The organism is Lentibacillus populi (genome assembly GCA_014642895.1).
Classification (GTDB): Bacteria; Bacillota; Bacilli; order Bacillales; family Amphibacillaceae; genus Lentibacillus_C; species Lentibacillus_C populi.
The window spans coordinates 89,874-106,523 of record BMJD01000005.1 but is presented as its reverse complement, the minus strand read 5'-3'; the positions used below and the strand labels follow the sequence as shown (position 1 = coordinate 106,523).

Here is a 16,650-nt window from a genome sequence, read left to right as displayed (position 1 = left end):
ATACCTCCCTTGTGCTTTATCACCCTTAAACTTGAACAGTCGTTTGCTCAGGTTTTTTACTGCGGAGGCGGGCAAATTCGTCATAAGGTTTTACTCCTGTAATCACCTTAATACCTGCTGCCTCGGCATGTTCCAATGTTTGATCCGTAACATTAGGCTTTTCAATCCATAAAATTTTGCCTTGCTTATTGATAAACTGCTCGATGAAGCTTGCAGGTACAGATCCTTCTTCCAGCCAAACGGCATCAATCGTAAATGGCAGATCATTCAACTGCTCATCGTCATTTACCGTTACAATTTGATATCCGAGTCGTTTTAATTTATCCGTTTGCAGCCCTGAGTCATTTTCCTTGCTGATGACAGCGATTGCCTTTTGTCTTACATTGCCACCTGTCCGGTCAAATGGTGAAGAAAGCAGCCATTTGACAGCGTCCTCGTTTGTTGTTTGGAATGAGGCTTTAGAATTGGTTGCCTTGGCAATAGCTTGGTCCAGGTCAACTAAAATATCATGAACACGCTCAATTCCAATTGACAGGCGAACCAGTTCTTCTGATACACCACTTTTTTGTAAATCTTCCGGACTTAATTGCTGGTGTGTGGTGGATGCCGGATTGATAATCAGCGATTTTGCATCACCAACATTGGCAACATGTGACCATATCGAAATATTGTCGATTAATTTTCTTCCCGCTTCACGGCCGCCCTTTATACCAAATGTAATAATGGAGCCAAAACCGTTTTGTAAATACTTGGTTGCTAAGACGTGTGCTGGATGATCCTTCAATCCTGGATAATTAATCCATTCTACAGCTGGGTGATTGTTTAAATATGCGGCAACCTCTTCTGCATTTTGATTATGACGTTCCACCCGCAAATGCAACGTTTCCAGTCCTTGCAGAAGCAGAAAGGCATTTTGCGGGCTCAGGCATGCTCCGATATCGCGCAAAAGCTGTACGCGTAACTTTGTGGCAAAAGCGGCTGGGCCAAGATCGGCATAGCGTATCCCATGATAGCTTTCATCTGGTTCGGTAAAGCCAGGGAATTTTTCATTATCTCAGTTAAACCGTCCGCCATCAACAACAATTCCACCAATTGAGTTGCCATGCCCACCAATCCATTTCGTGGCAGAATGGATGACAATGTCTGCTCCCCACGTTAATGGTTTGGCACTGTATGGTGTTGCAAATGTATTATCGACAATTAATGGAATGTTGTTGCCGTGGGCGATTGCTGCAATCCCTTCGACATCGAGAACATTAAGACTTGGATTAGTAATAATTTCACCATATATTGCTTTCGTTTTCGGAGTGATGGCAGCTCGAATCGCCTCGAGGTTTGTGCCGTCAACGAATTTGACATTTATCCCATACCGTGGCAGTGTAATGGCAAACAGGTTGTATGTTCCGCCGTACAGGTTGCTGTCGGCAATAATCTCATCCCCTGCACCTGCCAGGTTAAGTATGGCTAGTGTGATAGCCGACATACCGGATGATGTGGCAACAGCAGCAACCCCGTCCTCCAGCTGTGCTAAACGCTCCTCAAGAACAGCGACCGTGGGATTGCCGATTCGTGTATAAATGTTGCCTGGCTCTTGCAGGGCGAATAAGTTTTGTGCATGCTCCGTGTCGCGGAACACATAGGAAGTAGTTTGGTAAATTGGTACTGCCCGAGACCCGGTTGTTGGGTCTGGTTCCTGTCCTCCGTGAAGTAATAGGGTTTCCTGATCGTGAAAATGAAAATTTGTCATGAAAAACTCCTCCTTTTTAATTTGTGTTCAAAAAGTCGCCGTTTCAACTGGTGACTTTTTGAACGTCTCTTTTAATAGTCGAAAGCTTCGGTCAAATAAGGATAGAGAGAGGGGAAAATAAAAAGCCCCCTTCCTTAAGAAGAGGGCGTATCATCAACGTTCCTCCTCTTATCTTCCAGATCGTAATTGACCTGTAGGATGTAGCACCTTTCAGATCTGATGTCCAGTCTGATGGTTGCCGGGCTTCACAGGGCCTATTCCCTCCACCACTCTTGATAAGAGATTAAAGTTTGGAAAATTTAATTTAACAAGAATTATATACCTGACTTTGTGTATAAGTCAACTGTTTTTTTAAATTATTTTTTTAGGGTACGGGATTGCAAGAATGCAGGGACTTGGGGGAGAAACATCAGCCGGAAAGCAAAAATATCAGCCGGAGCCTGGAAACATCAGCCGGAAAGCAGAAATATCAGCGGGAGGGCGGAAGCATCAACCGGAGGGCAGGAACATCAGCGGGAGAGCAGAAACATCAACCGGAGAGCAGAAATATCAGCGGGAGGGCGGGAAACATCAGCGGGAGGGCAGAAACATCGGCCTGAGAGCGGAAACATCAGCGGGAGGGCCGGAACATCAACCGGAGAGCAGAAACATCAGCCGGTGCGCGATGCTCCGTCCATCCACTGCCAAGAACGATCCGCTGACCTTCCTCAACTAGACATTCGTTTCTCCACGCGTTTTAACGGGCGCCGCTGTGCAGAGCTCATATAAATAATTAGTGCAATCCAAATTAGCGAAAACGATACGAGATGGGCACGTGAAAATGTTTCATGATAAAGAAACACACCCAATAGCAGCATAATGGTTGGGGCAATGTATTGCAGAAAGCCAACCATTGATAACGGAATTTGTTTTGCGCCGCTTGCAAATAACAATAGCGGAACAGCTGTTGCAACTCCGGCACCAATCAACAGGAGCGAAGTACTGGTGAAAAGACTATCCATCGTTAACACATGATTCGGTATCGCGATCAAATAAATAAGGGCAATCGGGGTTACGATCATCGTTTCAATTGCCAAACCGAACATTGCACCGATATCAACAGTTTTTTTCAATAACCCATACAGTCCGAAGCTAATCGCCAGCAATAAGGAGATCCATGGGAATACTCCATAGCTGACAGCAAGATTAATGACCCCGATGGCTGCAACGAGAAATGACAATAGCTGTCTTCGTGTTAATCGTTCTTTTAAGATAATAATTCCCAGCAAAATACTGATTAGCGGATTAATATAATACCCCAGACTTGCCTGAATGACATGGCCGTTGTTGACAGCCCAAATATAGGTAAGCCAATTGATACTAATCACGATCGATGCAGTCGTGATACCGAACAATTTCTTTTTATCCTTAAAAATTGCTTTACATTCCTGAATAAATCCGGGCCATTTGCGAACAGAGAGAATGACCGCAATCATAAAAACAAATGACCAAACAATTCGATGGGCAAGAATGACGCCAGCAGGAACATTGTCGACCAGCTTCCAGTAAATTGGCAGGAATCCCCAGAGCAAATAGGCAAAAGCAGTATAGATAATTCCAAGTTTCTTATCCGTTTGGTTCATATTGTTTCCCTCTCAATCTGTTAAAGTACGTAGTCAAAGATCACCAAATGAGAACAACAGTACCACGTTAATAGCCAGCATCGATATTAACACCATGCGTTGCAAGAATGACGAGACGATGACGCTTTTGAGGAACGGGGCTTTACAGGGCTTGCCAACTTCTCTTGTTGGCGGTTGAATGGCGGTTTTAATAAGGCTCCCCTATCGCTAACTCTACACTTTTCGTTTATCATTTGATGACTTTTTGAACACCTGGCAAACGGAATTTTTGCAAATCAAAGTAAGACAATTTTAGAATGTTGATTTAAAAAACGCAATGATCTTGCCTATAAAAAATGAAGTATCCGTAACATGGATAAAGACGGCATTCTGGCTTGTTAATGACAGAGGTTCTTGGTGTTTTTAATAATCCCGAGAACGCTTTCAATATCAGCTCATTTCCGCTATCATAGAAGTAGACAAATAAAAGGTTAAAAAGGGGAGAGGGCAGGATGGCAGGGAAATATAAGCATTTTGAAACGTCGGTCATTCATGAAGGTTACGATGCAAAAGACATGTTAGACAGTTTAACAACACCATTATTTCAAACGTCGACATTTACATTTGAAACAGCAGAACAGGGTGAACGGAGATTTGCAGGGGATGAAGCAGGGTTTATTTACTCACGTTTGGGAAATCCGACGGTGAGTGTTTTGGAAGAGCGAATTGCCGCCCTCGAAAATGGCGAGCGGGGACTCGCATTTGGTTCTGGCATGGCTGCAGTATCCGCCGTATTAGTGGCGCTGACGAAGGCGCACGACCATATTGTCTGCTCATCCGGATTGTACGGGTGTACGTTTGGGCTTTTGGCCATGATGGAAGAAAAGTACCATATAACACATGATTTTTCAGGGATGGAATCCACTGAAAAGCTTCGTGCCATAATCAAACCGGAGACCGCGTGTATTTATGTGGAAACACCGATCAATCCGACGATGAAGCTGATTGACCTGGAAATGGTTGCGAATGTTGCCAAGGAATTTAATGTCCCAGTTGTGGTGGATAATACATTTTCCTCACCATACTTGCAACGACCGCTTGATTTGGGGTGTGATGTTGTCATTCATAGTGCAACAAAATATATCGGTGGGCATGGAGATGTCGTGGCAGGTCTTGCTGTCGGGAAAAAGGAATTTTTGGATTCGGTGCAAATGACGACCCAGAAGGATATCGGCGGGATTATTTCCCCATTTGATGCATGGCTCTTAATCAGGGGTTTAAAGACGTTGCCGATCCGTCTTGACCGGCACTGTGATAATGCCGAGAAAATTTTTGTGAAGCTGCGGAATCACCCGAAAGTGGCAAACGTATATTATCCTGACGACGAAGCCCATCCGGATTATCTGATTAGGGAAAAGCAGATGAAACGTGGCGGTGGTGTTATTTCGTTTGAAATCAACGGAACGAAACAGGATGCACAGGCGCTGTTAAATGCATTGTCGTTTTTGAAAATTGCGGTTAGCCTTGGAGACGCCGAGACGTTAATCGAGCATCCAGCAACCATGACCCATGCGGTTATCCCGGAAACGTCGAGACTGAAAATGGGAATAACCGATCAACTCATTCGCTTATCAGTCGGATTGGAAGCATGGGAAGATATTTGGCATGATTTGGAACAGGCGCTGGATAAAATGTAGGGAACGCGGATAATGGAAAATGACCTTGTAAGTCGTACTGCTCTTTAAGTGGTACGGCTTTTTGCGATACAATATGGAGTGGCTTTTTTTTCCATGCTTGTTTTTTGCCAATACTAGTATACAATAATAACTTAGCTGAAGCTTTTTACTGGATTAATCCGTATTAATTAACAGGAAGTACCTGGTGTGTTGGCGAAGGGAGGATCTCCATGGTTTTCATTCCCTATTTTTTAGGTTTTATAATCATTTTCAACATTGCACTTGCTTTTACGATTATTTTCCTTGAACGTAAGGATCCGCAGTCTACATGGGCATGGCTGATGGTCTTGTTATTTATTCCGATTGCCGGTTTCTTTTTATATTTAATATTTGGCAAAAATTTAAGCAGACAGCGGATATTTACGTGGGATACGAAAAGCAGGCTTGGAGTTAAAAAAGCGGTACAGGCGCAAATGCGGGCACTGGAAGAGGACCGGTTTGTGTTCAAGCATCCTGATATTGCTGCCTATAAAGATCTGTACTTTTTACATTTACGAAACAATGATGCAATTTTCACCCAGGATAATCGGGTAGATATATATACCGATGGCAAGGAAAAGTTTGCTGCCCTAATCAAGGACCTGGAGCAAGCAACTGACCATATTCATTTGCTTTACTATATTATTCGCTACGATCAGCTAGGTAAACAGATTGCGGATTGTTTAGTTAAAAAGGCCAATGAAGGTGTGGAGGTACGTGTTCTTTATGATGATATGGGCTCGCGATCATTAAGCAGAAAATTTATTAAGCGGATTCGGCGTGCGGGAGGTCAGATCGAAGCATTCTTCCCGCCAAAGATTCCTAAGGTAAACTTTAAAATTAACTACCGTAACCACCGGAAACTGGCAATCATTGATGGCCGGATTGGCTATATTGGTGGCTTTAATATTGGTGATGAATACCTTGGGAAGGCTAAAAAGTTTGGCTATTGGCGGGATAATCATTTGCGGGTTGTTGGTGATGCGGTTACGAATATGCAAACCCGTTTTATCCTTGATTGGAACCAGGCATCACGAAATGATATTTTGTATGAAGATCGCTATTATGCGGCCGTTCCGGAGGGGGATGTTGGAATTCAGATCGTTTCCAGCGGGCCTGATTCGGAATGGGAACAAATAAAAAATGGGTACATCAAAATGATTTTATCGGCAAAGGAGTATGTTTATGTGCAAACACCGTACTTTATTCCCGATGAAAGTCTGCGTGATGCTCTAAGAATAGCAGCTTTATCTGGTGTGAATATTAAGGTTATGATACCAAATAAACCGGATCATCCATTTGTTTATTGGGCAACACTGTCCTATGTTGGCGATTTATTAAATGCTGGTGCAGAGGTTTACATTTATCAAAATGGTTTTTTACACGCGAAAACAATTATTGTCGATGGCAAAATTGCTTCTGTGGGAACGGCTAACATTGATGTACGCAGTTTTCGCCTGAATTTTGAAGTGAATGCATTTTTATATGATGCGGTAATTGCCGAAAAATTGGTCGAGGCATTTCAACATGATATTTCCCTGTCAACGCAAATGACCAAAAAATTGTATGAAAAACGCTCGTTGGGAATCCGTTTTAAAGAATCACTATCCCGGTTATTGTCACCGATTTTGTAATAAGGAGGAACTGTTAGCGTTTCGTGTGTTGGAGAGTAGTACATTACCAATAATTCCCGACAGTAAAATATTTCTTAGCATGAATTCAATAGGAGGAGAGGTAGTAAAATGGACAGAAAACCATGTTCAAATTCATTAGCAGTTAAAACATCACACGTTTTACCACCGGATACGAACAACCATGGTACATTGTTTGGTGGAAAATTAATGGCGCATATCGATGATGTAGCAGCGCTTGCGGCTATCAGACATGCACGGCTGCCGGTTGTTACGGCTTCAACTGATTCCGTGGATTTTCTCGAGCCTGTCAAAGAAGGAGACTCCATTTGTGTTGAGGCCTTTGTCACGTGGACACATAATACGTCGATGGAGGTATTCGTTAAAGCCGTTACGGAAGATTTATTGACAGGCGAACGGAGCGTTTGTACAACTGCCTTTTTAACGTTTGTAGCGGTCGATGATAATGGACGCCCTATTCCAGTCCCGGAAGTTTATCCGGAAACCGAACAGGAAAAACAATTGCATCAATTTGCCCCTGAACGTGCTGCGCAGCGGAAAAAAAGAAGACAGCATGCAAAAGAACTGGCAAAAAATTTCGGTACAGCTTACCCTTGGAACTAAGAAAAGCGGAAGCGCCCGGTTAGCGGCGTATGTGCTGGACTGAACCGCAGGAGATAAAGGAAACACGGTGAGCTGGAAGCGAACCGATGTTGACTTATCGTACGGAGGTGAAGGAAGCACACTAGCCGCTGGGCGCTGGAGCTGGACATGGCACATTCTGGTAATGAATTGTTACAGGTAAAATATATATGCTTTCTTTACTACGAACGAAAAATATGAAAAATGAAAAGTTTGTTTCGGAACAAAGAATAAGCTACAATATTTAAATATAACATATGAACAGGAGCCTGCTTGAACGGCTTCTTTTCTTATGAATTATTTTCCTTCTTGCACTTATTTTAGGGATTTCTGCTTATCCTTATTGCATACATCAGTATGGACTGTACAACACAAGTTTCCACTTTTCTAAAACGTTTCTTTTATATAAATATCGGGAAATGTAAAAGAATACATATAGTGTAAAGGGTTTCATCAATTTGAAGGGAGAATTTCACCATGGGTTTCATTGAAAATTTAGTAGGGGAAGTTAATGACGTATTGTGGGAGTATGTCCTGATTATCGTTTTAATTGGATTAGGTCTATGGTTCACAGTAAAGACAAATTTTGTTCAGTTCAGAATGTTTCCCGAGATGTTCCGGGTTATTTTTGATAAGCGGGCTGTGAGTGCGGAAGGAAAAAAGGGTACATCATCGTTTCAGGCTTTTGCCATCAGTGCTGCATCAAGGGTTGGAACAGGTAACCTTGCTGGTGTTGCAACTGCGGTAGCCGCTGGCGGTCCTGGTGCTGTCTTTTGGATGTGGCTGATAGCATTGCTAGGTTCGGCGTCTGCCTTTGTAGAAAGTACATTGGCACAAGTTTATAAGGTGCCAGAGAAAAATCAGTATCGTGGCGGGCCTGCTTATTACATGGAGAAGGGGCTTAATAAGCGATGGCTGGCAATTGTCTTTGCGATTACGATAACATTCACATATGGGCTTGTTTTTAACTCTGTCCAGTCAAATACGATTAGTCTGGCATTCTCCGGTGAATTTGATTTTAATAAAAATTACATGGCTGTTATATTGGCTTTATTAACTGCTATTGTAATCTTTGGCGGCCTGAGAAGCATTGCCAATGTAACACAAATTATTGTGCCGATAATGGCAATTTTATACATTTTTATAGCAATTTATGTACTTATTATTAATATTACAGCAGTTCCTGATATGATTGGATTGATTATTGAAAATGCCTTTGGAATACGTGAAGTGGCTGGTGGCGGATTTGGTGCCGCGATTATGATGGGGATTAAGCGTGGTTTATTCTCGAATGAGGCTGGTATGGGTAGTGCGCCAAATGCTGCAGCAACGGCTGAAGTTACACACCCGGCCAAGCAAGGATTAATTCAGGCTTTAGGTGTATTCTTTGATACGATACTCATTTGTAGTGCAACAGCATTTATTATCATTTCGGCTGGGGGCTATGAGGGAAGTGAGCTGGATGGTATTCAATTGACACAAAATGCTTTTGGAATTCATATTGGCGACTGGGCTGCAGTGTTTATAGCGATTGCAATCTTCTTGTTTGCCTACAGTTCGATTTTAGGCAACTATTATTACGGTGAAAACAATATTGGTTATGTGAAGGACAGTAAAGTAGGTCTATTCATTTACCGCATCGCCGTCCTTGCAATGGTCGTATTTGGGGCAATTGCGACATTCGACCTCGTCTGGGCACTTGCAGACCTGACGATGGCGATCATGGCATTAATCAACCTTTACGCCATTACGAGATTGTTTAAAGTTGCAAGTCGTGTCCTGAAAGATTATCAAGAGCAGCGTAAGGCAGGGAAAGACCCAGTCTTTTACCGCGATACCCTGGAAGATGATACAGGCGTTGCATTTTGGGACCGTGAGCAAGCGGAACACGCTGACAAATAAGGCTAAAGGTTAATCGCCAGGTATTGGCTAATTTTGCTGGTGAACGCGATAGCCTGGTTATTTATCTAAAAGGAAAACTGTCCGCCTGGAGGCGGGCAGTTTTCAATAATTCTCGGATAAGCGGCCGAATGTGATACTGACCACTGGCTTTTTGCTATGCCCGGTAATTTTATTTTCGGATAAAACGCGGGGAATTCGCTGATATCGTGCAGAACCGGCTTGAAATCGTCCGGAGACCGGGGATCGTCGGGAATGTAGGATATCATGCGGAACTGCGAGAAATCGTTCAGAACTCCTGAATTGCAGGATACCTTCCTGACTCCAAAGAAACTATCCAAAATTAGCGAAATATCGTCTAAGCTGGCGAAACATTATCCACGAATTGACGATAAATCTGAGGAAAAGTAAATTCACCTCTTGCCAAAACAGAAGAATTGATTTAGTATTGGTATTACATAATTAATACAATATATTGTATTAATTATTAACAATAAAACTATATATAGTATTTTAACCTAGGCTAAGATGCCGTTTGGCTTAATTGGGAATCTGGTGAAAGTCCAGAACTGCCCCCGCAACTGTAAATGCTGACGAAAGTGAAGAGATCCACTGTGTACGTGGTATACGGGAAGGAATCAGGAGTAGGTGGAAGCATCAGTCAGGAGACCTGTCTAGTATAAGGTGAAATTTCAGCTTCTTCGGGGATTGAGAAGATGGGATGATGGTGCTGTAGGTGTGTGTTCAAAAGGGAGGATAAATGTGTCTTTATTTACTGGATCTTTTGAACAACCTCTGTAGGGACAAGTTACCCTTCGTTTAGTTGTGCTGTCGTTTCATCCACTCAAATAATATTGGGTGGATTTTTAATTCCCGGAAAAGGATGTTCAAAAAGTAAGGGTTGACTTCGGGCACTTGTTTTGGACATATATCGGAAAAGGGAGGAAGAAGAAATGAGTTTACAAACAGCTTCAGTCATGGATGACATCATTGCCGAACTGGATGCAGCTGCACAAAAATATCATCTGGATACAGCAAGCATCACACAACAAATAAAGGCTTTAGACGTATCAAAAGAGGAAGCAAACCAGCAGGCATTATTCTATGCGCTGAATAATATTGCGATGGATCAGCCGGGGTGGACTTTTGTTGCTGCCAGAATGTATTTAAACGAATTATATCAGCAGGCGGCCACAAACCGCGGCTATAACGAAGACATAAAATATGGCGATTTTTATCAACTAATCAGGACGCTTTCAGAGAAAGGAATCTATGCAGAAGATCTGCTCTGTTTTTACGAAAAAGACGAAATCAAAGCATTGGAAAAAGAAATCGATCCTGAACGGGATCAATTGTTTAATTATATCGGCCTGTTTTTGCTTGCTGACCGTTACATAACAAAGGACCATGAACATCAGATTTATGAACTGCCGCAAGAGCGATTCATGATTATCGCCATGACATTGATGAAGCACGAACCAAAGGAAAACCGACTGGAATTGGTAAAAGAAGCTTACTGGGCAATGAGTAACCTGTATATGACTGTAGCAACACCAACACTTGCCAACGCGGGAAAAAGCTTTGGTCAGCTTTCCTCGTGCTTTATTGATACGGTTGATGACTCACTTGATGGGATCTATTTAAATAACTGGGACATTGCCAGACTTAGTAAAGATGGCGGCGGGATCGGTGTTTATTACGGAAAAGTGCGAGCACTTGGATCGGATATTAAAAAATTCAAAGGAAATTCATCCGGTGTTGTTCCCTGGATCCGTTTGCTGAATGATACAGCGGTCAGTGTTGATCAGCTTGGCCAGCGTCAAGGAGCTGTTGCGATTTATCTGGATGTGTTTCATAAGGACATCATGAATGGTTTCCTTGATCTGAAAACGAATAATGGGGATGAAAGGCGTAAAGCTCATGATATTTTTACCGGTGTAGCGATTCCTGACTTATTTATGGAAAAACTGCAGGAAGTTGATGAGAATGGCCGCAGTATTGGCCAGTGGCACACTTTTTGTCCGCATCAGGTGAAACAGATAATGGGATGGAAAGATGAATTCGGTAATGCACTTGGTTTAGAGGACTTTTATGACGAAATAGACCAGAAATACTTTGCCGAAAAATACGAGGAAGCGGTGAACCATCCGTTGCTCCCCCGGAAAACGTATCGGGCGATGGATATTATGGCGCGAATCATGGTTGCCCAGCTCGAAACCGGTACACCGTACATGTTTTACCGCGATGAAGCGAACCGGCAGAACCCGAATAAACATGTACGTGGGGCTGGTCGTACATCGATTTACTGCAGCAATTTGTGCACGGAGATTATGCAAAATATGTCCGCGACGATGATTACCAATGAATATCAAGATAATGAAGGAAATATTGTCATTGTAAGGAAACCTGGTGATTTTGTTGTTTGTAATCTATCATCCATTAATCTTCCGCGTGCAGTAGAGGCAGATGTATTAGATCGACTTATTCCGATCCAAATGCGGATGCTTGACAATGTAATTGATTTGAACACGATTATGGTTGGACAAGCGCAAGTAACGAACCAGAAATACCGTGCAGTGGGATTGGGAACTTTTGGTTGGCATCATCTATTGGCACTGAAAGGTATTTATTGGGAATCCGATCAAGCGGTAGCATATGCGGATGAATTGTACGAGAATATTGCCTATCATGCGATTAGGTCATCGATGCAGCTTGCTAAAGAAAAGGGAGCATACAGTAATTTCTCAGGTTCGGAATGGCAGACGGGTGCCTATTTTAACCGGAAAGGGTACAATAAAGATCGCTGGCTGGAACTGAGAGAACAAGTTGCAAAGCATGGTATCCGTAACGGTTGGCTAATGGCTGTAGCACCCAATTCATCGACTGCGAAAATCGGTGGCTCAACAGACGGGATTGATCCGATCTATGCTGTAGAATATGCCGAGGAAAAGAAGAATTTCAAATTCAAAGTTACAGCACCAGATTTGGATCATACGACATATGCCTTTTACCGCAGATCCCGGCATGAATTGGATCAGCACTGGAGTATTAGACAAAATGCGGCGCGACAACGTCATGTCGATCAATCGATTAGCTTTAATTTATACGTCCGGCATGATGTTAAAGCAAGGGATTTGTTGAATCTGCACATGGACGCTTGGAAGCAAGGGTTGAAAACAACGTATTATGTGAGAAGCACTTCGCAGGCGGAGATAGAAGAATGTGAAGCATGTCATAGTTAGGAGACGCAATTAACTGTTTGCAGATTTGACAGGAAGAAATCGGCCTATCGCTGATTTCTTTCCGTAAATACTCCGGTAATGTTTTGATTAAATAGGGGAGGAATAAAATAAATGACTGTCAATACACCGATAAAGCGAATCAATTTATTAAACCCGGAATTTCCTAATAAATCGACCGGTATCATTAATGGAAAATCTTCCGGGCTATTAAACTGGAATGATATCGCTTATCCGCAGATGTACGATTTATATCAAGCATTGTTGTCAAACTTCTGGAAGGCTCAGGAGATAAATATGCAGGATGATATTAAACAATGGGATTTATTAAGTCAAAATGAACAAGATATTTTCTTACGGGTCAATACCCAGCTGGCGATGCTGGACAGTCTGCAAACACCAACAATGAATCAGGTGATGGACTATGTTTCGGATTCAAGTTTTAAAGCTATTTTTGCTGTAATATCCCAGCAAGAAGCGGTTCACAATGAATCATACTCGTATATTTTAAGCTCGTTAGTACCACTAAAAGAGCAAAATGAACGCTTTGACCAAGCGAAAAGTGATCCGATTGTTTTAAAGCGGAATCAGCTTATTTTAAATACCTATGACGCCTTCAGAAATAATCCGACACCAGAAAATATTTTCAAACTTGGCGTGAACTCGATCAATTTGGAAGGAATTTATTTTTATGCGGGATTTGCCTTTTTCTATAATCTGGCACGTCAGCAAAAGATGTTGAAATCAAGTACGATGATTAGTTATATTCAACGTGATGAAATGCAGCATACGTACTTTATTACCCAATTCATCCGGATCCTGCTTGCTGAAAATCCGGAGTTAAATACAGATGAAAATATTGATTATATCTATCAATCGATTACCAATGCTACAGAATTGGAAAAAGAATGGGCGCATCATATTTTAGCTGATATTGAAGGAATTGATTTGACCGAATTTGATCAGTATGTCGAATATCTTGCCAACAAACGGTTGCGTCAATTAGGAATGAAAAATCTTTACGAGGAAAGAAAAAATCCAATGCCATGGATCCATGTATTTAGCGATGAAATGATCAATGAAACGAAGTCTGACTTCTTTGAACAAAAGGCAAGGACATATTCCAAAGTAACCCAGTCCAATGGGTTTGAAGAATTGTAGGTGATAGTTTTGCGAATTGCGGTTGTTTACGCGTCGGTAACAGGTAATACAGAAGAATTGGCGGAAATGATCCAACAACAATTTACCGCCTCTTCTATTCACGTTGACCTTTTTTCGGTCAAGCATTTTCCACTTAATTGTATTACCGATTATGATGGGATTGTGATTGGTACGTATACTTGGGCAAATGGCACCATTCCTGGAGAAATGCTTGCACTATATGAGCAAATTGAGTCAGCCGATACACAACAATTAACGACAGGTGTATTTGGTACGGGTGACAGCTTCTTCCCTTATTTTTGCGGAGCGGTAGAGGAATTTCGCGATATGCTGTACGTCCATACGAATTTAGCAGTGACAATGAAAGTAGAACTTAGACCTCAATCACAGGATTGGAGCAAATGCCGGAAATTTGTCGATTGCATTTTAGAACAGCTGGAGCACGAGTTGCAACCAATAGGGTAATCGAGTCGGAAGCATGAACAGATGAACAGATTAGAAAACGACGTATAGGAGATAATAAGCGAGAAGTATTACGTCAATTATTGTCGATATTTCCCGGGAAATAAGCTCCCTCATAATATGTGAGGGGGCTTAAATTTCGAGCAGACGAGGCAGGGAAGATCTAACTACTATAATGTTCAATATATCACCTATTAACCACCAGTAGCCTATCATATTTTACCCACATCAAGTAACTTGTTAAATTATTATTTTAAAGGTATGAAGTTGGGATCTAACGGTTACAGGTTAAATTTTCACTGTAAACTAAATCACCACTCGTGTTAATCGTAACGAATTCAGTACAACCGACAACGAACTAAACGCCATTGCGGCTCCTGCTATCCAAGGGGCCAATAATCCAAGCATCGCGAATGGGATCATAATGATGTTATATAAAAATGCCCAAAGGAAATTCTGTTTAATATTTGTCATTGTTTTTTTGCTGATGGTAATGGCATCGATCAACCGTTTTAAATCGCCTTTGATGATCGTTACATCTCCGGTTTCGATTGCAATATCTGAACCAGTTCCTATCGCAATTCCTACATCTGCAGACGCCAATGCCGGTGCGTCATTTATCCCATCACCGACCATCACTACTTTATTACCTTGATTCTTCAACTGCTGGATGATGCGTTCCTTATCCTGTGGTGTTACTTCAGTTTGATAGTTTTTAATAGCTAGTTTTCTGGCAACAGTCATTCCGGTATTTCGGTTGTCACCTGTCAGCATGATGATACCCAATCCAGCTTGTTTTAAGCGAGAAACAGCAACGATTGATGATGCTCTTATTTCGTCTGCAACAGCGATGATCCCGGCAAGGCGTGAATCGATAAAGACGATCATCACTGTTTGTCCCTTTTCAGTGAGATCATAAACCAGACTATCTGCTTGCGGAGGAATAAATATATTATTTTTTTTATAGTATCCAGGATTTGCAATGATTACCTTTTGTCCGTTCACCATTGCTTTAACACCGTAACCCGGCATAGAAACAGCTTTGTTTACCCTTGGCAGGAAATGGACTTTCGATTTTGCTTTTTGGGTAATCGCTTTAGCAATAGGGTGATTTGAGGTTTGTTCCACCGCGCCAACGATCTCCAAAAATGCATTTTCGCTTAAACGATTAACGTAAATATTCGTTACTTCAGGTTTTCCATTTGTTAGTGTCCCGGTTTTATCCATGATAACTATTTTGCACTTTCCGAGGATCTCCAGAAATTTTCCTTCTTTAAACAAAATTCCCATTTGTGCGGCTCGTCCACTCCCGACCATAATAGATGTGGGCGTTGCAAGCCCGAGTGCGCAAGGACAGGCGATAATGAGTACGGCAATAACCTTATCTAAAGCTTCACCAAAATCACCTGGTTGAAAAGTTGTATACCATACCGTAAATGTGGCGAAAGCGATCAGTACAACAATTGGTACGAATACACCTGTGATCTTATCCGCTATATGCTGAATGGGTGCCTTAAAGGCTTGGGTCTCCTCAACAATGCGGATTATTTTCGATAAAGTTGTTTCCGACTCTGTTTTTGTGACGTTGATTTTCAGTACCCCATTTTGATTGATAGTTCCTGCATATACGTGACTTCCAACCGTTTTTTCAACGGGGATACTCTCACCGGTTAACAATGCCTCGTCAATTGTCGTAAAACCGTCAACAATTTGCCCATCAATCGGCACTTTTTCCCCGGGCTTCAGAATAATGGTGTCTCCCGGTTTGATGCGTTCAACAGGTGATTTCAATTCTTTATTGTCGAAATAAAGTGTGGCCGTTTTTGTCTGTAATTGATATAACTTTTTAATAGCTTCGGTCGTATTTAACTTTGTCTTTGCCTCCAAAAGCTTTCCCAATAAAATGAATGTAATGATGAATGCACTCGTATCGTAATACAGCACAATGGAATCTGCAGACGCAGGATTTTTTACCATAGCAATTGTTAGAAAATGACTGTAGAAAAAGGCTGCTGATGTACTTAACACTACGAGGACGTCCATGGTTGCACTGCCATTTTTTAGTGCCTTCCATGCACGCTCATAAAACGCAAACCCAATTATAAATTGAATAGGTATTGTAATTATAAATTGGAAAAAAGGGTTGGTAAATAGTTCTGGAACGTAAACAAAGGAAGCCCATTTGAAATGAGCTAACATTGCCCATGCGAGTGGAAATGTGAGCACAGCCGAAAGAATAAATTTCCACTTCAGAACACTGACATCTTTTCTTTTTTCACTTGTTGAATTACTATACTTGTTGATTTTCTTTGCTTCAAAACCGATTTTGTTAATCCTTCGGGTAATTTCAGCAATGCTTGTTCGATTTTTATTAAACGTGACCCTTCCTTTTTCCGTCGCTAAGTTAACAGAAATCTCCCTTACCCCATCGATTTTCGCGACAGTTTTCTCTATTCTTGCGGCACAGGCAGCACAATGCATTCCTCTGACATCTAAATAGTTTGTCTCGTCCATGTCTTTCTTCACCAGCTTTATCCTGATTTTAGTATATTC

At 41.9% G+C, this 16,650-nt stretch carries 9 protein-coding genes, 1 pseudogene and 2 riboswitches; of the genes and pseudogenes, 7 read left to right on the top strand and 3 right to left on the bottom strand.

Features of this window, described 5'->3' with window-relative positions:
• Nucleotides 1-25: 25 nt before the first annotated feature.
• Nucleotides 26-1,747, bottom strand: a pseudogene (locus IEX12_RS05500) (PLP-dependent aspartate aminotransferase family protein).
• A 165-nt stretch (nt 1,748-1,912) separates the two neighbouring features.
• Nucleotides 1,913-2,029, bottom strand: a riboswitch (SAM riboswitch).
• 425 nt (nt 2,030-2,454) lie between these two features.
• The gene (gene rarD, locus IEX12_RS05495) at nt 2,455-3,369 is read right to left on the bottom strand and encodes an EamA family transporter RarD (protein ID WP_102414389.1); all 915 of its coding nucleotides are present in this window, start codon (nt 3,367-3,369) and stop codon (nt 2,455-2,457) included.
• Between the two features lie 491 nt (nt 3,370-3,860).
• Here rarD and megL point away from each other — a divergent pair, with 491 nt between their 5' ends.
• From megL to IEX12_RS05460, 7 genes are all read left to right on the top strand, one after another.
• Nucleotides 3,861-5,045, top strand: coding sequence for a methionine gamma-lyase (gene megL / locus IEX12_RS05490; protein ID WP_102414390.1), 1,185 nt, complete (start codon nt 3,861-3,863; stop codon nt 5,043-5,045).
• A 209-nt stretch (nt 5,046-5,254) separates the two neighbouring features.
• On the top strand, nt 5,255-6,697 hold the full coding sequence (gene cls / locus IEX12_RS05485) for a cardiolipin synthase (protein ID WP_102414391.1): 1,443 nt from the start codon (nt 5,255-5,257) through the stop codon (nt 6,695-6,697).
• 108 nt (nt 6,698-6,805) lie between these two features.
• Nucleotides 6,806-7,318 carry an acyl-CoA thioesterase gene (locus IEX12_RS05480; protein ID WP_102414392.1) on the top strand — a complete coding sequence of 171 codons (513 nt, stop codon included), beginning with the start codon at nt 6,806-6,808 and terminating at the stop codon, nt 7,316-7,318.
• Between the two features lie 495 nt (nt 7,319-7,813).
• Nucleotides 7,814-9,238 carry an alanine/glycine:cation symporter family protein gene (locus IEX12_RS05475; RefSeq protein WP_102414393.1) on the top strand — a complete coding sequence of 475 codons (1,425 nt, stop codon included), beginning with the start codon at nt 7,814-7,816 and terminating at the stop codon, nt 9,236-9,238.
• A 506-nt stretch (nt 9,239-9,744) separates the two neighbouring features.
• Nucleotides 9,745-9,927, top strand: a riboswitch (cobalamin riboswitch).
• A 261-nt stretch (nt 9,928-10,188) separates the two neighbouring features.
• Nucleotides 10,189-12,477: a ribonucleoside-diphosphate reductase subunit alpha gene (locus IEX12_RS05470; protein ID WP_102414394.1), complete on the top strand. Its 2,289-nt coding sequence runs from the start codon at nt 10,189-10,191 to the stop codon at nt 12,475-12,477.
• Between the two features lie 111 nt (nt 12,478-12,588).
• Nucleotides 12,589-13,635: a ribonucleotide-diphosphate reductase subunit beta gene (locus IEX12_RS05465; RefSeq protein WP_102414395.1), complete on the top strand. Its 1,047-nt coding sequence runs from the start codon at nt 12,589-12,591 to the stop codon at nt 13,633-13,635.
• Entirely contained in the window at nt 13,636-14,100 is a 465-nt protein-coding gene (locus IEX12_RS05460; RefSeq protein ID WP_308777387.1) for a flavodoxin domain-containing protein, read from the top strand.
• 303 nt (nt 14,101-14,403) lie between these two features.
• Here IEX12_RS05460 and IEX12_RS05455 read toward each other — a convergent pair whose 3' ends face one another.
• Nucleotides 14,404-16,623: a heavy metal translocating P-type ATPase gene (locus IEX12_RS05455; protein ID WP_286170942.1), complete on the bottom strand. Its 2,220-nt coding sequence runs from the start codon at nt 16,621-16,623 to the stop codon at nt 14,404-14,406.
• Between the last annotated feature and the right edge of the window lie 27 nt (nt 16,624-16,650).